The organism is Marinoscillum sp. 108, assembly GCF_902506655.1.
GTDB lineage: Bacteria > Bacteroidota > Bacteroidia > Cytophagales > Cyclobacteriaceae > Marinoscillum > Marinoscillum luteum.
In genome coordinates this window covers 3,541,420-3,567,590 of sequence record NZ_LR734808.1, presented here as the reverse complement: position 1 = coordinate 3,567,590, position 26,171 = coordinate 3,541,420, and the positions used below count along the sequence as shown (strand labels likewise).

Genomic DNA, 26,171 nt, shown 5'->3' with positions numbered 1-26,171 from the left:
CTACCTGTGGTGCAAAGGGGTTCGCGAGTTTGTATTCTATTTCACAATAAATGTATCCCCACCGAGTAGTTGTCCACGGTCGTTGGTCACACGCAGCATATACTGCCCTGCACGAAGGCCAGACCGATCAAGCTGATAGGAGTTGACACCCATCTCAACATTCTCCTTGATCACCTGCAGCACAAGTGCTCCACTGAGATCATAAATATCAATCTGTGCAGAGGTGGCTACTTCACGCGCATTGAATGCGATGAAAAACTCAGTGCCTTGTACTGGATTGGGATATATTTTAAAGTCACTCGGTTTCATTTCACCAAAATCGGCGACCACATTCACGTCCGTGAGGTCTTCGATCACCACAGTAAGTACCATCCCCTCGGTATCAGCGCCAGGGTCACCACTCACACGATTACCTTCCAGGTATCCCCCCTGCAAAGAGAGTTGACCAATGGCAATCCTGCGAACCGGCGTTCCTGCCCGATTGCTATTCACGGCGATGTAATCGTTTACCGTAGAGGCATGGCCTAATCTGAACAAATACTGGTCAGCATTGGGGAAATTGACTTGCCCCTGATAGGTCCAGTTCTGGCCATCACCCGTGGCCCAGTTGGTGCCATAGGAATCATTATAATAAAAACCGCGGGCATACAGCATCACTTTACCTACTCCGGTGACATACCCTACGAAAGGCGCCTCAGAGTAATTGGTGAGCCCGTTGACCATTCTGTGATTGGCAGAACTGCGTCCATTGTTGGTAAGGTCTGCCATGAAGGCACCACCCCCCACGGAGCCACCATAGTAGATAATGTTTCCATCAATGCCAGCGTCGATCACATCGGTGCAGCCGCCGGCTCCATCATGCACCACCTCCACTTCATTGGCAAAGCCGGAGTTGGGATTATTGGAAAAGGCCACGTAGATGTTATTATCATCCGGCCCTCTGGTGTCAATGGCATTGAAATACATGCGATACTCACTGCCTACTTTCACCACTGCCGGGGCCCAGCCATTTATCAGGTGTGGGGGCATGGTGAAAGCCGTGGTAGCATACCAGCTACCTTTTAGATTATTGTTGTCGTAAGGCCTCATACATCGGATCACCCCACCCTGATTGGTGACGTAGATGCGATAGTTTCCATCGAAGTTGGTGATCTCAGGATCGGCCCCCTCAAAAGCATCGACCATGGCACCACCCCCCACAGGTCGTTCATGAAAAGTGGCGTCAGCCGGTAAACCCCCGGGACTTTCGCTGTACAACAGCCCATTTCTATGACGAATGTAATTGCCCCAAAAATTGTAAGACTCAAATGACACGCCACCACCGGCAAGACCGCTTCGCATCCACCAGGTGGCATCCTGATGAAAAATACCCGAACCGTCATTCGGCTCCAGCCAGATTTCGCCATTTTTATGACGTAAAAAGCTCCCCGGGAAATTTACGGACTCCAACGAAATGGCCGCACCATTGGCCAGGCCTGGAACAATTCTAAACTCCGAATCCTGAAACGGACTCACATTGGCATCTATTCGCCCCCGGCTGTAAGCGTGTCGGATATAGTTGCCCGGAAAGTTGTGCGACTCAAACCGAGTGGTTTGAGCATGTAAGTCAGCGCCAAAAGCACCCATAACGATCATCATTATGACGATGATTCTGATTTGTAATTTCTTAAGTTTCATAGCGTTCGTTTTGAAATGAAAAATCTTTCTGGCGCATAACACAGAAACAAAAATTTGCGATAATAATGGGCGGCCCCTTGGGCCGCCCGTGGATTTCACTTTTTAAGCAAAATCCTGCCTTAGTATCTTTTTTTACTGCCTCACTATCTCACCCGTCACCCAATGAACTTCCGTATGACCATCCGCAAAATATCGACTGCCCAAAGCGATCACAGTATCCTCATCGAGGACGTGTAGTGCATTAAAAAAGGCTCCTTCATCTGCCGGCAGATCTGGAAAAGGATAGGAAACATTGGAGAAGTTGTTGGCTTCAGCATCTCCGATCAGTACGTACATGGTATTTCGTTTCCAGTCTGGCCCAATGTCCCTGTCGCCTGTATCATGACATGAAAGGATGGTCTCTCCAGTGGGCAGCTGTACCAGATAGGGGCCTCCGCCAAAGTTGACTGTGGTTTTAGGTGCCGCCAGCCTTTTACTAATGTCACCAGGGGTTTGGAAGCGTGCAGACAAAGAGGAGCGTAGTATCCATGGAGAATCTCTGTTGTTCACAGACTCAATGGCAAAAGCAATCCCTTTACCATCTTTCAGTACCAAAGGCACTGGCATGCCATCGCGCATTCCGGAGGTGTAGGCCACAGACTTGGGCAGGCTCCACGAGCCCCCATCATTTTTCGAGGTGACCATGAGTATCTCCTGCTGAGTCTGATCGGCAGGAACCACCTGCCACCACCGGGCTTCGCTGGAGTAGAAAAGCAGTACGTCCCCATTGGGGTGCTGCACCATGGCAGGCTCCCACGATCGCCCAAGGGCCACAATTCTCGGGGCACTCCATGTAGTGCCCCGATCATCGCTGTACATGAACTGGATATTGTCATGCTGGTTATCATCTGGCCTGCCGCGTCCGGTAAAGGCCATCAAGATCCGACCGCTCCTGAGCTCTAAAAACTCCGGGTTGGCAAAGCCCCAATAATTGGGATCATTGTCAGCCATTAGAACTTCCTCTTCACTCCACGTGGCTCCCCGGTCGAAGCTTTTTCTCAGGTAAATATTGTCCCAGGCGTTTTGCTCATCACCTCCATGGTAAGCCAAAAACAAAGTGTCCTCACCCAGCTGCAGCATCCTTGGATATTCGGCTCCAAACACTTCGTGAGAGACTTTCACGGGTTCCCCCCACCTGATGTGTGAGATGGGTGCTCCCGGCTGAGCATGCTCTATCACCCAGGCGGTGGTATCCTCCTCCACCATCGGAGGCTGCTCGGAGGGCTCCTCGCCTGGCTTGCAATAACAGAGAACCATTATCATCCAAAGCAAAACCATGCTTTTAAGAATCTGTTGATGATGCTTCATTTAGCGCTTTACGTTCGGCCTGAGTCATGATTGATTACTTTACTATTACTTTATCTGAAGTGGAATGTCCATCGGCACGAAGAGCCCTCACCAGGTAAATACCAGCCGCCATGGGAATCTGAACACTTTTGGCACCCGCTTCCACATTCAGAGACCTTACCAGCTTCCCATCCATGGTCAAAATACTGAGCTGTCGGATTTGATTATTCACCCTGACCTGTATCTGGCCCTGATTTGGATTTGGATAGATAAGTGCGTCGCTCTCCAATGAAGTAGCCAGTGGGCCTCCTTCCAAATGGCTGAAGTTGTCTTTGGCGAAAGTCGACCCTGCAAAACTGTGATCGATGGCCTGGACTCCCCATCTGTATTCCCCGTAAGGGAGCCCCTTAACAGTCCAGGCGTTATTCAGCTGCATGTTGCCTTTCTCCTGCACCATGAGTTTACCAGAGGTGGTATCTGCCACGGGGTAGAAGAAATAGTTTCCATCGGAATCCACCAAAAACAGATTGTAGCTCAGAGACGCTGCCGGAGTAGAATCATCCGTTGCTTCATCCCAGCTAAAGGTCACAGCTTTTCCATTGGCTTTGGCCGAAAGGTTGGCCGGTGGGGCTGGCGCGGCATTGGTACCCGCCGTGGTGTTTTCTATTACCAGCGCCACATTCCGGTTGTAAGCTGAACCCTCGCCATTCCACTCATTTCCAGAGTAACCGTTGATGATCAGATCCAGATCTCCATCATCATCCAGATCGGAAATAGCCACGGCACTCTCGGAAATACCGGGAAGGGTGGCATTGTAGTCCGCAGCTGCAAATGTTCCCGAAGTATTGATGAAAAAAGCCGTTCGCTGGCCCCCTTCATCTGGATTCCACCCGGTCAGGATCACATCCAGATCACCGTCATTGTCCCAGTCTGCAAATCGGGAAGCATCAGATGGACTAAAGGCCCCGAAGGGCTGGAATACCGCTGCTTCTGTGAAGGTTCCGCCTGTGTTTTTATAGATTCGGTAGATCATGTCATTGTCTTCTCCTGAATTGACATAACCCCAGCCGCCAATCAGCAAATCAAGGTCACCATCGCCATCATAATCTCCCCAGTCCGATGAACCGGGCCCTTTGGCGATGATTCCAGGATCAGTTTCTGTGAATGTGCCACCGTCGTTGATAAATAAGCGGGCAAAACGGGCATCGATGCCTTCTTCATAGCCAGCCATCACCCATAGGTCCAGATCACCATCAGTATCAACATCCACAGTGCTCACTTTGGGGTCTATAAATTTGTAGGTGTCAAATGGCGACTCGGAAGTGAACCCACCTGTACCATCTCCAAAGTAGATTTTAGGTCGTTGGTCTTCAATGTTGTGATTTCCAAAAATCAAGATATCCGCATGACCATCATTGTTGAGATCAGCGATAGCCGAAGAAGGCGCGATATGCGCCAAACTGCTGTAGAAATCATCCAAAGCAAGGTCACCTGATTCATTGGTAGTATAAAGATTGACAATGACCGAATCCGCAAATCCGGACTGAAGGGCATCTAGCTGACCATCACCATTCACGTCTCCAAAAGTCACCGAAGTAATGGCTGAAGGAGCAAAAGGTGAAGCCACTTTTTCAAAACTCATCTCGCCATTGTTGCGAAATAGTTGTGCAAATTTCCCGTTAGGGTTTTCACCGATGATCAGAATATCCCGATCTCCATCGGCATCAATATCCACTGCTGAAATGCTTGATTTCTGCACATCGAAATCCAGATCATGAATGGCATCCTGAGCCCTTAGGCCCGTGCCAATGATCATTAATGTTATCACTATTATCAACTTAGCTTTCATTGCTTTTTAGGTTTAGTTAGTAATTGATCTAATACTCACCAGAAGGCCTGGTAAGCTTCTGATAGAGGGGATGGGGTGTCCCAAAATCGGGATAGCCCTGCTGATCCCAGGTAAAAGGCTGAATACGGATGGATCTTGCTCCACCACAGCCTTGCCCCTCGAAGGGGTTGGCATGGTAGATAATCCAATCCTCCGTGCCATCCAGCGATTTGAAAAATCCATTGTGACCCGGCCCAAAGGCATTGCCTGATGGATTTTGACTAAATACAGGATTTGGTGACTTCACCCAGGACTCAGCAGTCATCAGGTCCGCATCTGCCGCAGCAGTCAACATCCCCAAAGAATAGCCATCCGTCCAGCAGCCTCCTGCCGAGTATATCATAAACAGTTTATCGCCATTTTTCAATACCTGTGGCCCTTCCACCACTGTGGGGTTGGTGCCATTGGTCTCCCACGAGAGTTCAGGCTTGGTCAATAACACCCTATCTCCCTCCGCGGTATAGGGATCGGTCATCTTACAGATATAGAGATCCTGCCGACCATTGGTGGCTCCTGACCACCCCGACCAGAGGTAATAGAGCTGATCTGCATGCTCAAAAATGGTCCCATCAATGGCCCACCGATCGCCTGGGAGCTTTAGCTCCCCCTTATCCACCCACTGACCAACGGTAGGGTCGGCACTGGAATTTTCAAGGACGAACATCCGGTGATTGTCATTGTTGCCATCATCAGCCGCGTAGTAGATGTACCATTTGTCCCGTATGAAGTGAATCTCCGGTGCCCAGATGTTACGCGAATTTGGTCCACTGGCTGGCGGAGTCCACACCACCCGCTGATAGGCCTTTGATAAGTCCGACATCACATCTGTCTTGTAGAGTGTTACATTGATCCCGGTAGTAAATGTGAGGTAGTAATGGTCATCTTTTTGGAAAACCCAGGGATCGGGACCACTTGTGTGAACAGGATTAAGAAATAAAGAATCCACTGTGGGCTCTTCCTTTGGAGGATTCTTGTCAATTTTTGGTGATCCTTCTTCCGCACAGGCAGTAAGCCCAAACAATAGGATTCCTACGAGATGAACCAAAACGGCTCTCAGCATTTGCATGATGTCATTGATTTTGTTTAGAAAAAGAAATACGCCCGGGCAATAATGCCCGGGGCATTATTTTACCATTTCGGATTTTGCTCCAAATTGGGGTTAGCATCGATATCCAACTGTGGGATAGGTAACAACTCGTGTTTACCTACTTCAAAATTGGCGAACGCAGGATCGTTTACTGCCAATCCGGGGCCCAAATCACCCCACCTGGCCAAATCGTTCCATCGGTGCCCTTCACCAGCCAGCTCCAGCAAACGCTCATGCTTCAGCTGCTCCAAAAACGCGGCCTGGTTCAGACCTGGTCTTGCCACTGAAAGGGACTGAAGTCCGGCCCGCTGACGTACACGATCCACGTGCGGATAAGCCGCAGCAGTGCTCCCGGTAGCATTCAGACACTCTGCATACATGAGCAGCACATCCGAGTACCTGATGTATCGATAGTTATTGGGTGACCGGTATCCCTCCTGGTTTTTCCAGTGATCATTCAGAAATTTGCGAACCCAAACACGCTTGCTGTCAGGGCCGGTGCCATACCGGCTACTGAACGATTGACCATAGATCATCGTGGCATCAGGCCCGTTGATGTCTGTAGAATCAAACAGGAAACTAGCTGCCACCCGGGGATCCCGGTCACCAGAAACAGTGAGTTCATCAAATTCATAGATGATCCATCGGCGTGCTTCTGCATCTGACCATCCAATACCTACCGGAGCGGTAAACTGAGCCAAAGAAGTGCCGTAGTTATGATTTGGCGTTTGAATATCATTGTCTGTGAACTCGTTGGGATTCTCTGCAAACTGCCACTCAAAAACGGACTCTACGTTGTTTTCCGTAGTGATGAGAAAGTTGTCACGATAGTTGGCGACCAAATTGTAAATATCTCCACCCTCACCATCCACAAGCCATTGCAGGGCTGGTAGTGCTGCCTGGTATTGACCGAGCTGCATGTGCGCTTTGGCCAATAAGGCATAAGCTGCACCTTTAGTCACGCGACCAAGGTCCGCGGCATCAGCATATCTAGCAGGCAACATTGGCACTGCCAGCTCCAGGTCAGAAATGATCTGCTCAAATACTTCTGCTTGCGTACTGTTAGGTGGGTAATCTTGAGGCTCTGATGTTTTCAACAACATCGGCACATTGCCATAAAGAGTAGCCAGGTGATAATAAAATAAGGCCCTTAGGAAATAAGCCTGTCCTAGCAGTACGTCCTTCTCGCTCTTTTCCATATCAATGCCCGGAACATTGTCCAGCACCTGGTTGGCACGGAAAATACCCACATAATTGTCGGCAAAAACTCCTGATACGGGATCGAAGTTATAATCTGGCTGTATGAACTTGTCCAGTGCATTGGACAGGTCTGTCCATGGGCTTCGGCTTTCGCCAATGTCTGCGCGAGTAGAGTACAGCATTGGCATCCATCGTGAAATAGAGCCTTTATGCAAAGTACTGTAGATCGCGTTGACTCCCTTTTCGGCATCCTCGCCGGTCTCCCAAAACAATCCTACATTGGGTTCGTTGGGGTTCTCAATGTCCAACTTGTCTTCACAGCCGAAACATCCCCCTCCTATAATTGCTATATAAATGAATATTTTTTTCATGATCGTGCTGGTTTAAAATTGAAATTGAAGTCCTAAAGAATAAACCCTGCTCGATGGCCAGTTGCCTGCATCAAAGCCGCGCTCAAGAATTCCATTGCCCACCACGTCTGGATCCAATCCTGAATACTTGGTGAATGTGAGCAGGTTTTGTCCACTCAGGTAGAGTCTTGCATTTTGAATACCAGACTCCCCAAATAAATGATCTGAGAAATTATAACCCAATTCCAGGTTTCTGATCCTCAAATAAGAGCCATCTTCCAGCCACCTGGTACTGTTGGTGGCATTTTGCGAGAGCGCCACATCATCTGTAGCCACTCCAATCCTCGGGTCACTGGTGTTGGGGTTGTCCTCAGTCCAGGGCTGAATATCCCTTCTGAAGTTGGTATTCTGATAACCATCTAACACCTGTCTCACGCCATTGTAAATGGTGTTGCCGAATACCCCAATGAGTTGGAGATTCAGGGTGAAGTTTTGGTAGGAGGCATTGAACTGACCTCCGGCCTGAAGTGTAGGCCATGGTGACTTTCCACTGTAGTCTCTGTCGTCTTCGGTGATTTGTCCGTCACCATTTACATCCACAAAACGAATGTCACCAGGCTGGGCCGCCGGCTGTATAACCGTGCCATCTGCCGTGGTGTGATCCAGCACTTCCTGAGCACTCTGGAAAATTCCGGCTGTTTTCAGGAGGTACCACTCAGAGATAGGTCTTCCTATCTTGGATCTGGTCAATCCTGTTGGGATATAGTCAATTCCCTCACCCTGATTTCCCACATCTTCCACTTTGTTTTTGATGGTAGTAAAGTTGACTGAGGCATCCCACTTGAAAGCGCCCTCACGTTTGCGATAAGCGGCACTCACTTCCAGTCCCTGGTTGCGGATGGATCCGGCATTCACAAAAGGATTTCCCCCTAAGTTGCCAAGGTACTGAGGCAATGGAATCTGCAAAATGGCATCCTGCGACAGGGAGTTGTACCACTCTGCTGTAAACAAAATTCGGTCATCCAATAGCCCTGCTTCTACCCCTACGTTTTGCGAAATCCTTGTTTCCCACTTCAGTTGCGTATTGGCAATCCGCGCCTGATAGGCACCTACATTGGCCGCCTGATCGGGACCAAAAATAGCCCTGGGGTTGCTGTTGAGGTTACCCAGGTAATCCCATGAGCCTACCTGACCCGGGATCACTCCCAGTTGACCATAAGAGCCAGTAAGTTTCAGGTTGGAAATAAAAGGCACGTTGAAAAATCCTTCTTCGCTGATTCTCCATCCGGCAGCAATAGAAGGAAATACACCCGTGCGATAGTCCTCTGCAAACCTCGAGTTTTTATCAATTCTTCCAGTAAGTGTGAGCAGGTATCGGTCATCATATACATAGTTGATCCGGCCCATATAGCCCATAATGAAATTATCCAACGTTCTGGATCCGCTGGCTGTGGGATCTCCGGTAGCTGAGTTGATGGTGTTGAGATACTGACCGTTGAACTGCTGTAGCTCGCTTCGCTGTGCAAAGGTTTCTTCCCTTTGCGAGGACTGTTGCGAGATACCCACCACCGCATTCAGCGAATGCTTTCCAATCTCCTTGTTGATATTAAGCGTGTGTTCAAAAAGCTTGCTGAACCAGGTAGATCGGGTGTCCGCCACAGAACTTGGATAGACCGCTGCATTGAACGACCACACCCCATCTTTTCTCAAGTACTTGGAGTAATCAAAGCTGGCTTCCAGCCCGGCATTGAACTTATAGCTGATCCAGTCAGTAATTTTCACATTGATATAGGCATTCCCAACCAGTTTGGAATACTGACTGTTTCGCTGGCTCAAATCCAGAATGGCCACCGGGTTCCAGGCATAAGAGGGTGCATTGACTGACCCAATTCCCCAACCTGAAGGGTTACCCTCTGAGACGTAGTCCTCTCCCTGAACAGGGATCACCGGCAGGAGTTGCGGCATATCATAAAATGGATTTCCGGCATCAGGGGTGTTGGTAATTGAATGAGAAAGAAGAACGTTCTCTCCAAAGGTCACCCGACCTATTTTGCTGGTACTGTTTACCCTGAAGCTGTATCTTTCGAAATCTCTTCCCTTGAGCACCCCTTCGTTTTCAAAGAAACTTCCGGAAATCATATAAGTACCACTGCCAGAACCTCCTGAAAGACTCACGTTGTAGTCTTGTAAAGTTCCCATTCGGATGATTTCATCCTGCCAGTCGGTATTCACATTGGGATCAAAGTCGGTGCCCACCAGTGCTGGCGGTGTTAATCCCGAGTTTTCATATTGTGCAGTTTGCATGGCCGCAAATTCTGTGCTGTTCATCACATCCCATCTGTTGGGCAGTTGTTGCACACCCTTTTTACCAGAAAAACTCACTTTCATAGGGCCGGCCTTGCCTTGCTTGGTGGTGATGATGATCACCCCATTGGCCGCTCTGGAGCCATAGATGGCAGCAGCAGAGGCATCTTTTAAAATCTGAATGGATTCAATGTCATTGGTGTTGATGGTAGGATTGGCATCTGCAAGCATCCCATCTATGACATAAAGGGGATTGATGTCCGCAAAACTACCCACTCCCCTGATTTCAATAACTGAAGATTGCCCTGGCGCTCCTCCGTTTCTAACGGTGATACCCGGTGCCAGGCCCTGAATGGATTCTGCCAATGAGTTGGCGGTAACCCGTGCTGAGGATTCCGGACTGATAATAGCTGTGGATCCCGTAAGATCTTTCTTTTGCACCGTCTGATAACCAATGACCACTACTTCCTGCAGGCCCTGAAAATCAGGTTCCATGGAGACATTCACCTCAGTGGCCCCAGCAATACTCACCTCCTGGGTGACATAACCCACAAAAGAAATTACCAAGACCTGTGCAGTTTCCTCAACAGAGAGGGTGAAGTTTCCTTCCACGTCAGTAATGGTTCCCTGTGAAGAACCTTTGATAGTAATGGTAGCCCCGGGAAGTCCTTCACCATTTTCATCAGTCACCCTTCCCTTGATGGTAACTTCCCCAATGATCACTTCCACTTCATCCCTGGTAAAAGGGGCTTTCTTTTTCTGTGTGCTAATCACATTATTGACCTGGCGAAAGGTGAGCCCGTATTCTTTGGATAAAAAGAGTAAAAACTCCTCTACGGTAGCTCCCTTACTGGCATAAGTCAGACGCTTCTGATTTTTATCCAACACTCGGTGGTCATAAGAGAAGGTCAAGTCTGTCAGCTGCTCCACAGTAGAAAAACTCTCGATCAATTCCGTATCATTGAATGAAAGGTTCACATGGATATCTTTGACGCTCTTGTACTGAGCATTTCCATTATTGGCAAACAGAACGGTGGCAAAAACCGCCTGTATCATAAAAATTCTAAGCATCCAGTTCATTAAATACAGGGATTGCTGTATAAATATTTTCATATATTTACATGTTTAATAATGTCCAATTGTTAAACTATTTTGTGATTACGTCACGCCAATGGGTAATCACATCTGAAGGTTTTCGGCTTCCGAAAGCCTTCTTTTTTTTAGCCGTCATTCATCTCATAATGTCTTGGGTTTGATCACAACTTCTTTATTCTTTATCTGAAAAGTAAAGTCTTCTGCATATCCGATGCTCGTAAGCACTGCATGTAAGGTCTGGCCATCAAAACTCCCCGAGTAGTTCCATCCTCCACTTAGCTTTCCTTCGATTCGAAAGTTTACCCCGTACCACTTTTCCAGTTTTTCAAACACCTCACCCTGATCGCATCTGAGGAAAAAGAGCACATCATCCTTCCAGGCTATTTCACCATATTCATAAGAAGCTACAGACCCCAGAGAGCCGGCCAGCGCCTTAACCATCTGCCCCGGCCTGAGAAGTACCTGCTCCTGAGTACTGGTGGAGGTCACAGAAACTTTCCCCGTGACCAGTGATACTTTGGTGGGGTCACCCATCTCCGAGTAGATATTGAAAGAGGTACCGAGTGCTTCGGTGACCGTACCTCCAGCCACTACCCTGAATGGCCTCAGTGAATCCCTGGCCACTTCAAAGAATGCTTCACCCTGCAGCTCAATGACCCTGCTGGTATCACTGAAGTATTTCTGGTATTTGATGGTACTTCCTGAGTTGAGCTTCACCTTGGAGCCATCGTTGAGATGAACCATCAGCTTCTGACCATTGCGGGTATTTCTGACCTCTACTTCCTGAGACAGGTTTTTCTCCACCACAGGATTCTGATTGGCGAGGTAGTACCCAATAGACCCCATCAGGAGTAGTGCAAGACAAGCAGCAGCCAGAAGCCTGTACCAATTGGATGAGGCTGGCTTTTCCTGATAAGCGCCAAACTCATCTCTTACGTCAGACGCTCTTATTCTAATGTCAATTCTATCTTTGAGGTTTTCAATTCGTTTATTGTCTCCTTGAAACTCGCGCCATTGGAGTTGTCCGATAATCTCCTCAGCCTTGGCAGCTTCTTCACTGAGTTTCTGACTCTCCAGCAAACGGGACTTCCAGGGACTCGACGCTTCTTTCCCTCCCTGAACCCAGGAAATGAAAGACTCGTCCAGGAGCAAATCCTCCAGGTTATAATCATCGTATTTTTTCTTCCAGGTCTTCACGTAGGTATTTTGAGCTTTTATATCCTACAGATACAGCGCATGCTCAAATTACTCCCCGGAAAAGAAGAAATTTTTAAACATTTGCAACAACAACAACGAAATAGTGATGATTTAATGATTTATGTAGAATATGACTTGATCTATTGATTATTTATCAATAAACAAGCAAAATCATTAGCACTGCCAATTTCAGCATTCCTCTGAGGTTGTGCATGGCCTTGGAAAGGGCGTTGTAGAGCTGTTTTTTGTCCAACTCAAGGATATCGCCAATTTCATCGAAGCTCAGTCCATTGAAATATTTCAGATAGACGATCTCCTTTTGGAGAGGTGAGAGCTTATTCAGGCACTCCACTACAGCGGATGTTGGCTGATACTGGCCGGCAGAAAAAAATGGATTGGGATCTTCCAGTTCCTCAAAAGCACCCTCTGATTCGGTCAGACTCCTACGCTTCTTCTGGTTTTGTAGTTCTCTGACTATTCTGTGCTTAAGGGATTTCATCAGGTAAAATCGGATGGTGCGAACCGGTCCCAGACGATCCCGCTTCACCCACAAATCCACAAAAAGGTCCTGAATACAATCATCCACGAGTGTGGAATCGGGTGTTAAGTAGCGACCATAAGACAAAAGGGCCGGCACCTGAGAGTAGTAAATATAATCCAGAGCGTTTCTATCTCCCGCGCAAAGGTCTTGCCAGAGATCATGGTCCCTTCGCACACTGTAAGCAATATAGAGTTCTCTAGACTTCATTAAACCTATTGTAATTCCAATGGTAAATAACCATCAGATTTTACACATCAAAAAATTAAGTTAAAGATATTTTCAAAATTTTCAATTTTGAAGGAAACGGGAGGATCGGAAAGAAATGAGCGCGTACATGGAAAAAAATCAACGCTCAGTCCTGTGGCTGAGCCACCTCACCGGTTTGTCAGGCTTTTTCCTTACCCAGAAACTTCTCGAAAGAGGATCGCAACACCTCAAGGCTAAAGGGCTTGCTGATGAAGTCCCTCATTCCGGCCTCAAAACAGTCCTGCATCTCGTGTTTGGTGACATTGGCCGTCACGGCTACAATCACAGGAGGTCTGGAGCTTGCGGATTTGAGAATTTCGCGTGTAGCTTCTATTCCGCTCATGATGGGCATACGCACATCCATCAGTATAAAATCATAGGCTTTCAATGCAGCCATTTCCACCACCTTCTTCCCATTCTCAGCAATCTCCACATTACTCACGCCCAATGTTCGGAGCATTTTTCTGGTAACGAGCTGGTTCACCTGCTGGTCTTCAGCTACCAGTACATTCAGGTGAGAATACTTGTTGATGGTAGGTTCTTCAATTTCAGGATCATCCCACTTAGACCCTTCAATTTTGAACGGGAGAATGAAGTAAAAACACGACCCTTTCTCCGCTGATTTCTCCAACCCAATCTCCCCACCAATGGCTTCCACCACCTTTTTACAAACACTCAAACCAAGGCCTATGCCTTCCAAAGAAGGGTTGTTATCATCCCGATGAAATCTGTTAAAAATATGAGCTCGCTGAGCCTCGGGAATTCCCATGCCCGTGTCAGCAACACTTATTTTAATCTCGGCCTGTCGGGAAGTTTTAGATAAAAGTACTGAGCGGATATTGATTTCCCCCTCATCGGTAAACTTCACTGCGTTGTTTACGAGATTGATCAGTACCTGACGTACTCGGGTAAGGTCACCTCTCAGGTACTTAGGGATTCGCTTGTCCGAATGATAATTGATGGAAACATTTCCAGTCTTTAAAGCCACTTTCGGAATAAAAAACTGTATCACATTAGACACCACCATGTGCAGATCTATTCTGTCCTCTTGCAGGACCATCCCCTCTTCTTCTATCATAGTGATGTCCAGTAGATCCGAAATAAGTCCATGCAGAATATCGCTACAATGGCTCATGTCCTTAAGTAGAAGGGCCTGTTCTGGAGAAAGTTTGGTCCTTTTCAGAAGATCGAGATTGCCAAGCACTCCATTGAGTGGTGTTCTGATCTCATGACTTATATTAGTCAAAAAGCTGGTCTTAATGCGATCAGCCGACTCGGCACGCAACTTCTCTCTACTTAGGGAGATGTTAGATGCTTTTAATCTTTCCCTGTCCCTCTCATATTCTTTTTTATAAAAAAACAAAGTGAAAGAAAGTACCGAGAGCATCAGGGCATTAGACACAGCAATATCAATCATCCATTGCCTTTCATCCGTATAGGGTCTAGCTGCATCAGGATTGACAATTTCAAAGACCGTAAAACCAAGTACCATCGTGAGAGAGACCACTATGAAAAGCCTAAACTCTTTGGGTTTGAGAATGAGTAACCCAGATAAGAAAATGAGCGCAAACATGTTGTGAATAGAGCCCATTACACCACCAGAAGGTAACCAGGCCAGGCCTAGCAAAAGATAAAGCAGGCTGTAATATCCGACAGTCATCATTCTAAAGACTGCCCATCTTTTGTGCGCTATATAAAAACCTGTATAAGTGATAGCTCCACCAAGGTAAATCACCATGATGGCATTCTCATACCCGGAAAAAAAACCAAATACGAGCCAGAAATAGAGAATCAGGATGGTCAATATCAAAGTGACCTCAAAGAGTTTGACCTCTATGGGAACGTTGGTACCTAATGACGGTATGAATTTTTTGAGTGTCAATTTCCTGGCTCTGAGAATTAATAAATGTAGGAAATTGCACTCATCAAGGGTTAAGGTTTTAGATGAGTCGGGTATTCATATCGATATAATCCAACTTTTGGCATGCATTCTCTCTCAAAAATCACATCCATGGATCACCTCAAAGCGCATTGCTATTTTGGAAAAAGCGATGCATCGAGCCCCGGAATGATTCTGAGGGCATTTTTGTAATATACCTTTTTCAACACCTCATCAGATAAATCCAGCCCATACATACGCCAAAAAGCATGGTACTTTTTGTAGTACGGAAAATACTCGTCGGCAGTCTCCAGCACCCGAAAATAGGTGTAGTACTCCTCTGGATTATAGGCATCCTTGGCAAACAAAATTCTATCTGAATATTGTTCAAAAAATGCTTTGGCGGCTCGTGGCTGTCTCCCCAACTCAGCAATCACAGCCCCTATACCCACATTCACATTGGCATATTGGTCCAAATGGTCTCCCAAAGCCTGTAGATCATTGGCCATCCATCCCATGTGTGCATTGATGAAAGTGGTCCCCGGGTGTTTAGCAAAAATATGATGTTGCTCAGCTATGATCTGCTCCCAGGGAGCCGGGTCAGTAGTACTCCTCTTTCTGCCTGGCCGCAGTTTCAACTCCAGCCAGCGCTCGTTTTTCTCGTCATGATCGTCCCAAAACGGCTTAGGGTCTGCCGCATGAATGATCACCGGAATCCCCAAATCACCACATTTGGCCCAAACAGGGTCAATCCTGGGGTCATCTATGGCCACCCGATTCCCATTCACATCGTTGATTCCCATCCCGAGGCTCTTGTAAATTTTCAGCCCTTTGGCACCGTTTTTCACATCTTCTTCCAACTGGCGAACGGCCTCTTCAGACCATCCCGGATTACCTATTTCTTTGAAGGAAACATTGGTGAAAACCACAATTCTACCCGGAGCTTCGCCCGCTATACGACTGGTCATACCGGCCAGATACTCCTGACTACCAATATCGCCCGCTTCCCTGTCATATCCCCTGCCACTCAGGTTCACCATGATCCCCATGTTCAGCGTATCCATTTCCCCAACAATCTTGGCGATCCTGTCCTTTGTGAGGTTCCACTGGTGACTGTGCACATCAATAAAAGGGAACCTGGCCCGGGTAACCGGATGCTCTGGCACGACAAGGGAGGAAATGGGATCATAGCGCTCGAAATCCATCACAGGTTCAGAGTCAGACTCCTGACCAAATAGGGTAAGACTTAAAACAAGGGCAAAGGCCAGGGTAAATATTCTGTTCATAAGGATGAAAGTAAAGTGACAATGTAGGTAACGTACACCTTTCCAGTAAAGATTTGAATTATCCGATATTAGACCAAGTGAAACAGGCATCTTTTATCATTATTGAGACAAAAGTGAGGTATGCTTATACGATAGGTCGCCTTTGTCTTCAATAAAATGGATCAACCCGAAAATCTGTGGGGTGATTGTATTAAAGATGGATAGTGATCCGTAATCTGGCACCTCATATGACTCAATCCAACTGATCGGCTACTTACCCTTCATTTTCTTTGCTTGCCCAAAGAAAAACGAAGCAAAAGAAAAGGCACCAACGCAAAAAATCATTTCGACTCATCGTTTTTGGCTTTTTTTAAAAATTTTCTGGAGTCAAAATGATTCACACTTGCCTTGGATGCCCCACCCGCCTTTGTGCCCTTACTTTTCTGGATCTACAGTGGATTTTTTTCAGTTTTGCAAAATATAAACTCTGAAGTGATACCCACACAAATATTGCTTGATCCAATAAAATCAATACACCCGGCACATGTTCAACACAAAAAAGCCATTCCGAAATTCGGAATGGCTTTTCACTTTCTACTATTTAGTTCCTAAATTTTAGGAGTTACTGAACTTTTCTTTAATCTTTTCGCCAAAGTCCTTAAGTGAACTCTTCACATCCTCTGAGGTCTCAGCGGCAAATTCCCTGGTATCATTCCACGCCTGCTTGGTTGAGTTTTCCACCTTATCTATGGCACGGTCAAGGTCATCGGCCTTTTCATTGAGATCTGCCTTCATTTTCTCCAAAAGTGTTTTATTTTGATCTGTTGCCTCAGCGATCTTGTCATCCAGATTGTCCAACTCTTTCTCCACATCCAGTTTGATCTCTTCCAACTCGTACTTCAGATCCTTTTTCTCTTCTTCAAAAGAATCCTTTAGTTCAGTCATGGCATCCTCAGGGGTTTCCTTTTCCTTTTTACCAGAACAAGCCACGACCAGTACGGCCATAACAACCACTCCAAAAAGCTTCAAAAATGTATTCATAACGGGCTTAGTAGGTTTCATTTTTTTCGATTTTTTAATTCAACAATGCTCTCCAATAAGAAATAATCGCACCGAAATCACAAAACACTGTATACCAAATAGTTATAATTTTCAGGAGTCCGTTTATTTTCCCATATTGAGAATATAGCTCTCTAAATGAAAATACCTGGACCCCACCATGGCGAATGACTGATACCGAACACATCCCTTTTCTATTTTGTCCGGTAACGCACAGTATACGGGTGACATCTATGCAAGGAAATATCGTAAGTCACTTATTTACAGATATTTATACTTTTTGGCACAACCATTGCCAATAGGACAATGTCATGTTAGGAAAAAATACAAATATCAAAAGGGGGCAAGCGAAAACACTACTCATTATTCTGGGAGTGATCATTGCATTGATAATGACAATGAATAGCCCGATTTTCACAGCAGACAACATCAACATGCCAGCTCCCGAACATCAGGAACAAGTGGCTGAAGTGGATGCTAATGAAGCGGAATCACAACCAACCAGTGGCTCATCTTCCGGCGCAAAATTCAATTCCGGAACCAGATTACTGCACATTTTTACCAGAAATCTGCCATATTTAAACAACAAATAAAATGGAAATGACCAAAAGACTATATCGATCCAAGAAAGACTCAATGCTTGCTGGTGTTTGTGGGGGAATCGCTGAATATTTCGACCTGGATCCTACTCTGGTGAGAATAGGATACCTCGTATTGTCTGCTTTGAGCGTGGGTTTCCCGGGGATTCTGGTGTACATAATCCTCTGGATTGTGGTACCCGAGCAGTACTAAATCATCTTAGAGTAGGTGGTAATCCACCTGTGGGGCACTTCACCGCTCTGAGCCATCTGATAATCTGAATAGCTGCAGGGGACCATTCTGCTTCGCAGAAAACCTGAAGTCTCCTCCGGATGGGGTACCTCCATCCACCATTTCTCAGAAATCTTGCTTTTATAAAACCGGATGGTGGAAGGCTCCCCGCCAAGGGCTACCTCATAGACCAAATAATCATTTGACCTGAAGTTTTTATCGCCTTTGCGATTATAAAAGCCTTCAATGAAATACCAGATCATGGTGGCCAGAACAAAAGCTGTCTTGCGGTCCTCGGTATCCCTGGCTACATCGTATTCATAAAACCCAATAGAGCTTAACTTATCGTTGAGCCCGGCATACCAGCAGATCTGACAGGCCTCCTCGCCAGTGAGCCCATAAACCTTGGCATCTGTAGCTCCGGGGCAGTAATGAGCCTGTATAGCCGAGATATCAAAACTCACCATATCTGCATCTCTCACGATGGGCTCTAGCTCTTTAATGTTCTCCTTCACCATCCCCAGTCGGACTACCTCAAAATAGAGCTTCTCAAGTAGTTCAGTTTCCTTTTCTTCCACCAGATAAGACTGATGCCCCAGCTGGTAATAGTTGAATAAGAAATTAGGGTCGTGCTTGAAAATCCGGTGAACGTGCGATTGGCTGGGGATACCTGTTTTCGGGTCCGTCAGGTCCAGCTTATTGTCAATATTGAGCATGGTGATAATCTTGTCTTGATTTTCGTAAGCCATATACTGGCCAATATCAAGGTCGTGACTTCCGCCTATGATCAATGGAAGAATATTTTGCTCCATGAGATGAGCACATACCTCCTGTAAGCGCTGGTAGGTATCTTCCAATTCAGGTCCATTTCTGAAATTTCCCAGGTCCACCACCCTGAAGTTACCTGACCCTTTCTTGAGCTGATAAAGACTTTTGCGAATTTCGGTGGCCGAGCGAGAAATTCCGTCCTGATTTCCCTCCTCAGCGCCCCTGGACTCCTGTAACCCAATGATGGCTATGTCTTTGTCATCTATCTCGGGCATCTTTTCCTGGTTGATATAAATAGAGTGTGCCAGTGCTGAAGTGGGTAACTTGGAGAGGTCTATTTCCCTGGAAATAGGATCAAAAAACAGTTTCAGGTCCATTGAATGAGGGCTATATTCAAAACAAATCTACTAAAAAATCCGAGGCTATTTGCCACGGAGGATCAGGCACAAAAAAAGGGAAAACTTTCGCTTTCCCTTTCCATTTTCTTCATCGGATTACCCTCCGAAATCATCGAATCGGATGTTCTCATCAGGGATTCCATAGTCTTCTCCCATTTTCTGAACAGCGGCGTTCATCAATGGAGGTCCACAGAAATACAATTCAATTTCCTCCGGCTGGTCGTGCTTGCTCAGGTACTGATCGATCACCGCCTGGTGAACGAAACCTAAGAAACCGTCACCTTCTTTATCATGAATATCTTTTTTCACTTTCCAGTTGTCTTCAGGAAGTGGCTCAGAGAGCACAAGGAAAAAACTGAAGTTAGGGAAGTCTTTTTCCAACTGAAAGAAGTGATCCAGGTAGAACAATTCTCTCTTAGATCGACCCCCGTACCAGTACGTCACTTTTCTACCGGTCTTCAAGGTCTTGAAGAGGTGATACAAGTGAGACCTCATAGGAGCCATACCCGCACCACCACCTACATAAAGCATCTCTGCGTCAGATGGATTGATGAAGAACTCACCATAAGGACCTGATATAGTTACTTTGTCTCCTTTTTTTCTTGAGAAAATATAAGAGGAAGCAATCCCTGGATTTACTTTCATCCAGCCATTGGCTGCTCTGTCAAACGGAGGTGTAGCGATCCTCACATTCAGCATGATCTCTCTTCCCTCTGCAGGATAAGAGGCCATAGAATAGGCACGCTCGATGGTCTCCGTGTTTTTCATTTTCAGATCCCAAAGCCCAAACTTGTCCCACTCCAGCTGGAATTTATCCGGCTGATCGTGCTCCTCAGGGTGAGCCTCAATGTCCATGTCTTTGAAGTCCACTTCGCACTCAGGTACCTCTATCTGAATATAGCCACCCGCCTGATAGTCCATGTCTTCAGGAATTTCTACAACAAATTCTTTGATAAATGAGGCCACGTTGTAGTTTCTCACTACGGTCGCTTCCCATTTCTTGATACCGAAAATCTCCTCTGGTATCTCTATTCTCATATCCTGCTTCACTTTCACCTGACATGAAAGTCGGACTTTTTCCTTCTGCTCTGTGCGACTCAAATGCCCTACCTCGGTTGGCAGCACATCACCACCCCCTTCTTCCACTTTACACTTACACATGGCACAGGTACCACCCCCACCACATGCAGATGGTAAGAATATTTTCTGACCAGAAAGTGTAGAAAGTAGCGTAGATCCGGCTGAAGTGGTGATCGGATTAGCCTCATCACCATTGATGATGATATTAACCGGGCCAGATTGCACCAGCTTGGACTGAGCAAAAAGCAGGATAAACACTAACAGGAGAATTACCGCGGTAAAGGCAATAATTGACGTAATTATGACTGATGACATAGGGCTGAAGCCTTTTGATTGAACTTAAATTGAAGCAAATATAAGTGATAAACTATTCTGAATAAAGGCAGAATAAGTCTATTTAGTTCTCGGTTTGGTAACAGTATGTTTGACCAAATGTTCACCTGGTCAATAGATTATTTTTAGCAGGGAGGTCAGCTTGCTTTTGAGCTGCCGCCGATCCACAATGAAGTCCAAAAAGCCATGATCTTTTACAAATTCAGCGCTTTGGAAACCTTTCGGCAAATCCTTGCCAATGGTCTCCCGGATCACACGCGGGCCGGCAAAGCCAATCAGTGCACCAGGTTCAGCGATGTTGAAATCCCCCAGCATGGCATATGATGCCGTCACCCCGCCAGTGGTGGGGTCGGTAAGCAGTGAGATATAAGGTATCTTGGCCTCCGAAAGCAATGCCAGTCTTGCAGAAGTCTTAGCCATCTGCATGAGCGAAAATCCCGCTTCCATCATTCTGGCACCCCCAGATTTGGAAATCATCAGAAAAGGGACTTTCTTTTTTAAAGAATGATTGATCCCTCTTGCGATTTTCTCACCTACCACTGATCCCATAGACCCACCAATAAAGGCAAAATCCATACAACAAATGGTGATTTCACGACCGTTCATTTTGCCATAGGCCGTCCTTACGGCATCTTTCAGCTCCGTCTTTTTTTGCGTTGCCGCGATACGCTCAGGATACTTTTTGGTATCTATAAATTTGAGCGGATCACCAGAGGTGAGCTCAGCGTCCAGCTCTGTGAATTGATTGTCATCAAACAAAATTTCGAAGTACTCTTTGGAGCCAATCCTTACATGATAATCATCATCAGGACATACGTAAGCATTGTTTTTGAGCTCGCGCATGTGAATGATGTTGCCACTTGGGGTTTTATACCAGAGTCCGTCTGGGGCCTCTTTCTTTTTCTCCGTAGGAGTGTTGATTCCTTTGTCTTGTCTTTTAAACCAAGCCATATGCCGATTTTAAGTGAACTGCAAAACTAAGTGATGTTGGGTAATTTGAGAGGAAGTCATTCGCTTTTCTAAATCATGCCGCAGCATTGATCTATTCAGAAAAAGTCAGATTTTACTTAACTTCTTCATAATCAACATAATCCCCGCCTCTGAAATCTTTTTTCTCATTCTTTCGATCGCCAGGGACATAGTCGATGTCCAGGTTACTTCCAGCAGCACGCCTTCTGGCATGCTGCTGATGAGTTTGTCCTGTACTTTGGTATTGTTGACGCTGCTGCTGGGCGCCCAAAAAGAGTATTTTGAAAAGAAACCCTCCTACTCGATAGATCAAATAAGATATGAGGGCTATTATCAACAAGAATTTTAACATAGTACTCTATTAACTTATCTACTGAGGTAGAGGTTTCGTTCAGCGTAAATTTCAAGAAAGTAATCATCCATCAAATCATCGATGAAGTAGATGGCTTCACCCGTAGATTTCATTTCGGGTCCCAGTTCCTTATTCACATTAGGGAACTTGTGGAAAGAGAACACGGGTTCTTTGATGGCATATCCGTGCTTATAAGGTTTGAAATCAAAGTCTTTTACCTTCTTGGCTCCCAGCATCACCTTGGTCGCGTAGTTCACATAAGGCTCCCTGTAGGCTTTGCAAATGAAAGGCACCGTACGGGAAGCCCTTGGATTGGCCTCAATAATATAGACTTTGTCATCTTTGATGGCAAACTGAATATTGATAAGTCCAACGGTTTCCAGCGCCTTGGCGATTTTAATCGTGTACTCTTCGATCTGCCGAATCACAAAATCCCCCAGGTTGTAAGGGGGTAGTACTGCATAAGAATCTCCAGAATGGATCCCTGCGGGCTCTATGTGCTGCATGATCCCGATAATGTACACATCCGTACCATCACAAATGGCATCAGCTTCAGCTTCAATAGCCCCTTCCAGAAAGTGATCCAGCAAAATCTTGCCATCGGTTTTCTCCTTCAGCAGATTCACCACGTGCTCTTCCATCTCCTGCTCGTTGATCACGATCTTCATGCTCTGGCCTCCCAGTACATAACTAGGTCTGACAAGTAATGGAAAACCAATCTCCTTGGAGAGTTCAATGGCTTCCTCAGCATCTTCTATCGTACCATACTGCGGGTAAGGGATGCCTTGTTCTTTCAGCAAATCTGAAAAACGCCCCCGGTCCTCAGCCAGATCCAGTGCTTCATAGCTGGTACCAATGACTTTGATCCCATACCTGCTGAGTTTCTCTGCCAGCTTCAAAGCAGTCTGCCCTCCCAGCTGAACGATCACTCCCTCAGGTTTTTCATGAAGGATGATGTCATAAATATGCTCCCAAAAGACTGGCTCAAAGTAGAGTTTATCAGCCACATCAAAATCAGTGGAAACAGTCTCCGGATTACAGTTGATCATGATGGTCTCGTACCCACACTCCTTGGCAGCGAGCACTCCGTGCACACAGGAGTAATCAAACTCAATTCCCTGTCCAATCCTGTTCGGACCGGAACCCAGCACTACTATTTTCTTTCTGTCACTTGAGATGGACTCGTTTTCCTGATCAAAAGATGAGTAATAATATGGGGTTTGTGCCTCAAACTCCGCAGCACAGGTGTCTACAAGTTTGTACACCCGCTTGATGCCCTCATCATTCCTCTTCTGGTAAACCTCGCTCTCCAAACACTTGAGCAAGTGCGCTATCTGACGGTCGGCATATCCTTTTTCCTTGGCTTCTTTTAACAATTGTCTTGGCAAGCTATCCAGGGTGAATGCACTGATCTTGTTTTCCAAATAGATCAGTTCCTCAATCTGGTGTAAAAACCAAGGGTCAATTTTGGTAAGCTTCTGGATGGTCTTGAAGGGTATGCCCAACTTGAACGCATCATAAATATGGAAAAGACGATTCCAGCTTGGATTCTCAAGGCTGTACAGGATTTCCTGCTGGTCTTTTAGTTCGCGACCGTCAGCACCCAGACCGTTCCGCTTGATCTCCAGGGACTGGCAAGCCTTCTGTAGGGCTTCCTGGAAATTCCTCCCGATACCCATGGCCTCACCTACAGACTTCATCTGAAGTCCCAACTTTCTGTCCGATCCGGGGAATTTATCAAAATTCCAACGTGGTATTTTTACAATCACATAATCCAGCGCCGGCTCAAAAAAGGCCGATGTGGTTTTCGTGATTTGATTTTTCAATTCATCCAGGTTGTACCCGATGGCCAGCTTGGCGGCAATCTTAGCAATAGGATATCCTGTAGCCTTTGAAGCCAGTGCTGAAGACCTGGAAACCCTCGGGTTGATCTCAATACCGACAATCTCATCAGTCTCAGGGTGTACAGAAAACTGAACGTTACATCCCCCTGCAAACTGGCCAATGGCATTCATCATGCGCTTAGCCAAGTCCCGCATCTGCTGATAGACAGTATCTGGCAATGTCATGGCTGGTGCCACCGTGATGGAATCCCCTGTATGGACACCCATCGGGTCAAAATTTTCGATGCTACAGATGATGATGATGTTGCCGATGTTATCACGGAGTAGCTCAAGCTCATACTCTTTCCAGCCCATGATACTCTGCTCCACGAGCACCTCATGGATCGGTGAGGCCTGAAGGCCTGCATTGAGGGCTTTGTCAAAATCTTCCGGCTTGTCCACAAACCCGCCACCAAAACCACCAAGGGTATAGGATGGTCTGATTACCAAAGGAAATCCAATTTCCTGAGCGATCTCTTTTCCTTTCAGAAAGGAGGTGGCTGTTTCACCCTTACAGGTATTTACGCCGATCTCTGCCATCTTCAGACGGAATTTTTCCCGGTCTTCAGTGGTCTCGATGGCATTGATATCCACCCCAATGATTTTCACACCGTATTTTTCCCAAATTCCGGATTTATCACATTCTATGGCGAGGTTGAGTGCTGTCTGCCCCCCTTGCGTAGGGAGTACGGCATCAATATCGTGTTTTTCCAGAACCTCCTTAATGGATTTTTTGGTCAGTGGGAGGAGATACACGTTATCGGCAGTAACCGGGTCCGTCATAATGGTGGCCGGATTGCTATTGATAAGGGTGACCTCAATACCTTCTTCTCTCAGCGATTTAGCTGCTTGAGAGCCTGAATAATCAAACTCGCAGGCCTGACCAATGATGATGGGACCGCTTCCGATGATGAGTACTGACTTAATACTGGAGTCTTTTGGCATAAGTAATGGAGGTTACATAGGTACAAATTGGGGCAAATTTAAGTCAGGGAACCTCCACGGGAAAACCGATTAAAACTAAATTTGAGAAAGTGGCGGATTAATTTTCATATTTACAAATTCCCAAAGCAATAAAGGCCACCTCTTCATTTTCAAGTATGTATTATTGCAAATTGCATTTTTTCAGATGAATCGTATTGACCGACTAACTGCCATCCTTATTCAACTTCAGGGAAAACCACGGATCCCGATGGAAGATTTTGAGGAGCGCTTTGGGGTAAGCCGCCGGACAATCTTCAGAGACCTCAAGTCACTCATGGAAGCAGGGGTGCCGATTGGTGGAGATGCCGGAGAAGGATACTTCATTGTGGATGGTTATCACCTGCCACCGGTGGTTTTCAATAAGGAAGAAGCCGCTGCGCTCCTACTGGGCGCAAAGTTGATCGAACAAAATGCCGATAGTCAGATTGCCAAAAATTTTCAGGAGGCGATGTACAAGATCAAGGCCGTCCTCAAATGTCACGACCGGGAGTTTTTGGACACCCTGGAGCAAAGCATTTCGGTGATCGCCTCACCTACAGTTACCAATTTTGGATTTCCTGACTCACACATCGCAGAAATCCAGATGGCACTGGCCGCCCGAAAAATTATTCAAATACGCTATCACTCTAACTATAAAGACCAGACGACCGACAGAAAAGTGGCTCCTTTGGGGCTGGTGTACTATTCTTCAAGATGGCACCTGATCGGCTACTGTCACCTGAGAACAGACCTTCGCGATTTTCGAACCGACAGAATTCAAAGTCTCAACATTCTATCCGACAACTACCACCCGGAGGACCATCCGAATTATCTGGAGTTCCTGCAGAGAATGATCGGAGGGACAGATGCCAATGAAGCAACCATCCGGTTTTCCAAAAAGGTCACCCGATTCATTCAGGACCAAAAGTATCACTATGGTTTTGTGGAGGAGCGTGTTGAGGGCGATGTGGTAGAAATGAAATTCATCACCCCCCATTACGAATACCTTGCGCGGTGGCTGCTCATGTTTATAGAAGAAGCCACGGTGGTATCTCCCCCGAAGCTCCAGGGGCTGGTAGCCAGCTATTCTCAAGGTTTAATCACCCATCACCAAAAATATTTCACCTCCTGAAAATCAAGTGACATAGGGTTGTCACTACGGGTCATTTCTTTGTCTCATAAAACAAAATCAAAGAAAAAATGACCAATCAAAACATCAAAGAAGTGGTGGTTTACACCCTTAATGAGAAAGTAGACCCTGCAAATGCCTTCGCTTTTGTACGGGAAATCCTGGCGGGATACCATGGAGTTGTTTCCATAGAAACTGAGCAGATGCTAAATGACCCGCTCACCTACATGGATATCATCGTTTGGGAAAATGCAAAACAAGCACAAGAGGCCCAGCAAAACTTCGAAAAGCACCCAAGAGCTTCTGAGTTTGGACACTATTTTAAGGAAACCAAGTTTTTCGCTCATTTTCAACCCCTTCAATCCAACTGAC

General features: G+C 46.3%; 20 protein-coding genes. 4 read left to right on the top strand and 16 right to left on the bottom strand.

Annotated elements, in window-relative coordinates; all coding sequences use genetic code 11:
- Positions 1-36: 36 nt before the first annotated feature.
- The 11 genes from GV030_RS14510 to GV030_RS14460 all read right to left on the bottom strand — a co-directional run bounded on the left by GV030_RS14510 (position 37) and on the right by GV030_RS14460 (position 17,117).
- Positions 37-1,677 carry an AbfB domain-containing protein gene (locus tag GV030_RS14510; protein ID WP_159583250.1) on the bottom strand — a complete coding sequence of 547 codons (1,641 nt, stop codon included), beginning with the start codon at positions 1,675-1,677 and terminating at the stop codon, positions 37-39.
- 132 nt (positions 1,678-1,809) lie between these two features.
- Positions 1,810-3,024 (bottom strand): exo-alpha-sialidase, encoded by a 1,215-nt coding sequence (locus GV030_RS14505; RefSeq protein ID WP_159583248.1) that lies wholly within the window; start codon positions 3,022-3,024, stop codon positions 1,810-1,812.
- A 34-nt stretch (positions 3,025-3,058) separates the two neighbouring features.
- Positions 3,059-4,852 (bottom strand): T9SS type A sorting domain-containing protein, encoded by a 1,794-nt coding sequence (locus GV030_RS14500; RefSeq protein WP_159583246.1) that lies wholly within the window; start codon positions 4,850-4,852, stop codon positions 3,059-3,061.
- Between the two features lie 28 nt (positions 4,853-4,880).
- Positions 4,881-5,957 (bottom strand): glycoside hydrolase family 43 protein, encoded by a 1,077-nt coding sequence (locus GV030_RS14495; RefSeq protein WP_255465437.1) that lies wholly within the window; start codon positions 5,955-5,957, stop codon positions 4,881-4,883.
- Between the two features lie 62 nt (positions 5,958-6,019).
- Positions 6,020-7,549, bottom strand: a complete 1,530-nt coding sequence (locus GV030_RS14490) for a RagB/SusD family nutrient uptake outer membrane protein (protein ID WP_159583244.1) — start codon at positions 7,547-7,549, stop codon at positions 6,020-6,022.
- A gap of 12 nt (positions 7,550-7,561) precedes the next feature.
- Complete coding sequence (locus tag GV030_RS14485; RefSeq protein ID WP_255465436.1) at positions 7,562-10,945, bottom strand: TonB-dependent receptor; 3,384 nt, start codon at positions 10,943-10,945, stop codon at positions 7,562-7,564.
- A 123-nt stretch (positions 10,946-11,068) separates the two neighbouring features.
- Positions 11,069-12,124 (bottom strand): FecR family protein, encoded by a 1,056-nt coding sequence (locus GV030_RS14480; protein ID WP_159583242.1) that lies wholly within the window; start codon positions 12,122-12,124, stop codon positions 11,069-11,071.
- A gap of 154 nt (positions 12,125-12,278) precedes the next feature.
- Complete coding sequence (locus tag GV030_RS14475) at positions 12,279-12,872, bottom strand: RNA polymerase sigma factor (protein ID WP_159583240.1); 594 nt, start codon at positions 12,870-12,872, stop codon at positions 12,279-12,281.
- A gap of 178 nt (positions 12,873-13,050) precedes the next feature.
- A complete protein-coding gene (locus tag GV030_RS14470; protein WP_159583238.1) occupies positions 13,051-14,793 on the bottom strand; it encodes an ATP-binding protein in 1,743 nt (580 codons plus the stop codon).
- A gap of 152 nt (positions 14,794-14,945) precedes the next feature.
- Entirely contained in the window at positions 14,946-16,076 is a 1,131-nt protein-coding gene (locus tag GV030_RS14465; RefSeq protein WP_159583236.1) for an amidohydrolase family protein, read from the bottom strand.
- A gap of 594 nt (positions 16,077-16,670) precedes the next feature.
- Positions 16,671-17,117, bottom strand: coding sequence for a hypothetical protein (locus GV030_RS14460; RefSeq protein WP_159583234.1), 447 nt, complete (start codon positions 17,115-17,117; stop codon positions 16,671-16,673).
- A 308-nt stretch (positions 17,118-17,425) separates the two neighbouring features.
- Between GV030_RS14460 and GV030_RS14455 the strand changes: the two genes are divergently transcribed.
- Entirely contained in the window at positions 17,426-17,707 is a 282-nt protein-coding gene (locus GV030_RS14455) for a hypothetical protein (protein ID WP_159583232.1), read from the top strand.
- Positions 17,708-17,714: 7 nt separating this feature from the next.
- Complete coding sequence (locus GV030_RS14450) at positions 17,715-17,906, top strand: PspC domain-containing protein (RefSeq protein WP_221413347.1); 192 nt, start codon at positions 17,715-17,717, stop codon at positions 17,904-17,906.
- Here the strand turns inward: GV030_RS14450 and GV030_RS14445 are convergent.
- The 5 genes from GV030_RS14445 to carB all read right to left on the bottom strand — a co-directional run bounded on the left by GV030_RS14445 (position 17,903) and on the right by carB (position 24,652).
- Entirely contained in the window at positions 17,903-19,069 is a 1,167-nt protein-coding gene (locus tag GV030_RS14445) for a formimidoylglutamase (RefSeq protein WP_159583228.1), read from the bottom strand. The genes GV030_RS14450 and GV030_RS14445 overlap by 4 nt on opposite strands.
- A gap of 117 nt (positions 19,070-19,186) precedes the next feature.
- A complete protein-coding gene (gene nqrF / locus GV030_RS14440) occupies positions 19,187-20,485 on the bottom strand; it encodes an NADH:ubiquinone reductase (Na(+)-transporting) subunit F (protein ID WP_159583226.1) in 1,299 nt (432 codons plus the stop codon).
- A 129-nt stretch (positions 20,486-20,614) separates the two neighbouring features.
- Positions 20,615-21,454 (bottom strand): acetyl-CoA carboxylase, carboxyltransferase subunit beta, encoded by an 840-nt coding sequence (accD, locus tag GV030_RS14435; RefSeq protein WP_159583224.1) that lies wholly within the window; start codon positions 21,452-21,454, stop codon positions 20,615-20,617.
- Between the two features lie 112 nt (positions 21,455-21,566).
- Positions 21,567-21,824: a DUF4834 family protein gene (locus tag GV030_RS14430; protein ID WP_159583222.1), complete on the bottom strand. Its 258-nt coding sequence runs from the start codon at positions 21,822-21,824 to the stop codon at positions 21,567-21,569.
- A 14-nt stretch (positions 21,825-21,838) separates the two neighbouring features.
- The gene (gene carB, locus GV030_RS14425) at positions 21,839-24,652 is read right to left on the bottom strand and encodes a carbamoyl-phosphate synthase large subunit (RefSeq protein ID WP_159583220.1); all 2,814 of its coding nucleotides are present in this window, start codon (positions 24,650-24,652) and stop codon (positions 21,839-21,841) included.
- A 184-nt stretch (positions 24,653-24,836) separates the two neighbouring features.
- Here carB and GV030_RS14420 point away from each other — a divergent pair, with 184 nt between their 5' ends.
- Both GV030_RS14420 and GV030_RS14415 read left to right on the top strand, forming a co-directional pair.
- On the top strand, positions 24,837-25,802 hold the full coding sequence (locus GV030_RS14420; RefSeq protein ID WP_159583218.1) for a YafY family protein: 966 nt from the start codon (positions 24,837-24,839) through the stop codon (positions 25,800-25,802).
- Between the two features lie 68 nt (positions 25,803-25,870).
- Positions 25,871-26,170, top strand: a complete 300-nt coding sequence (locus GV030_RS14415; protein ID WP_159583216.1) for a hypothetical protein — start codon at positions 25,871-25,873, stop codon at positions 26,168-26,170.
- Position 26,171 lies beyond the last annotated feature (1 nt).

Excerpts from the sequence above, each read along its gene's own strand:
- GV030_RS14510 (WP_159583250.1), bottom strand. The coding sequence starts at position 1,677 with ATGAAACTTAAGAAATTACAAATCAGAATCATCGTCATAATGATGATC.
- GV030_RS14505 (WP_159583248.1), bottom strand. The coding sequence starts at position 3,024 with ATGAAGCATCATCAACAGATTCTTAAAAGCATGGTTTTGCTTTGGATG.
- GV030_RS14500 (WP_159583246.1), bottom strand. The coding sequence starts at position 4,852 with ATGAAAGCTAAGTTGATAATAGTGATAACATTAATGATCATTGGCACG.
- GV030_RS14495 (WP_255465437.1), bottom strand. The coding sequence starts at position 5,957 with ATGCAAATGCTGAGAGCCGTTTTGGTTCATCTCGTAGGAATCCTATTG.
- GV030_RS14490 (WP_159583244.1), bottom strand. The coding sequence starts at position 7,549 with ATGAAAAAAATATTCATTTATATAGCAATTATAGGAGGGGGATGTTTC.
- GV030_RS14485 (WP_255465436.1), bottom strand. The coding sequence starts at position 10,945 with ATGAAAATATTTATACAGCAATCCCTGTATTTAATGAACTGGATGCTT.
- GV030_RS14475 (WP_159583240.1), bottom strand. The coding sequence starts at position 12,872 with ATGAAGTCTAGAGAACTCTATATTGCTTACAGTGTGCGAAGGGACCAT.
- GV030_RS14465 (WP_159583236.1), bottom strand. The coding sequence starts at position 16,076 with ATGAACAGAATATTTACCCTGGCCTTTGCCCTTGTTTTAAGTCTTACC.
- GV030_RS14460 (WP_159583234.1), bottom strand. The coding sequence starts at position 17,117 with ATGAAACCTACTAAGCCCGTTATGAATACATTTTTGAAGCTTTTTGGA.
- GV030_RS14455 (WP_159583232.1), top strand. The coding sequence starts at position 17,426 with ATGTTAGGAAAAAATACAAATATCAAAAGGGGGCAAGCGAAAACACTA.
- GV030_RS14450 (WP_221413347.1), top strand. The coding sequence starts at position 17,715 with ATGACCAAAAGACTATATCGATCCAAGAAAGACTCAATGCTTGCTGGT.
- GV030_RS14445 (WP_159583228.1), bottom strand. The coding sequence starts at position 19,069 with ATGGACCTGAAACTGTTTTTTGATCCTATTTCCAGGGAAATAGACCTC.
- nqrF (WP_159583226.1), bottom strand. The coding sequence starts at position 20,485 with ATGTCATCAGTCATAATTACGTCAATTATTGCCTTTACCGCGGTAATT.
- accD (WP_159583224.1), bottom strand. The coding sequence starts at position 21,454 with ATGGCTTGGTTTAAAAGACAAGACAAAGGAATCAACACTCCTACGGAG.
- GV030_RS14430 (WP_159583222.1), bottom strand. The coding sequence starts at position 21,824 with ATGTTAAAATTCTTGTTGATAATAGCCCTCATATCTTATTTGATCTAT.
- carB (WP_159583220.1), bottom strand. The coding sequence starts at position 24,652 with ATGCCAAAAGACTCCAGTATTAAGTCAGTACTCATCATCGGAAGCGGT.
- GV030_RS14420 (WP_159583218.1), top strand. The coding sequence starts at position 24,837 with ATGAATCGTATTGACCGACTAACTGCCATCCTTATTCAACTTCAGGGA.
- GV030_RS14415 (WP_159583216.1), top strand. The coding sequence starts at position 25,871 with ATGACCAATCAAAACATCAAAGAAGTGGTGGTTTACACCCTTAATGAG.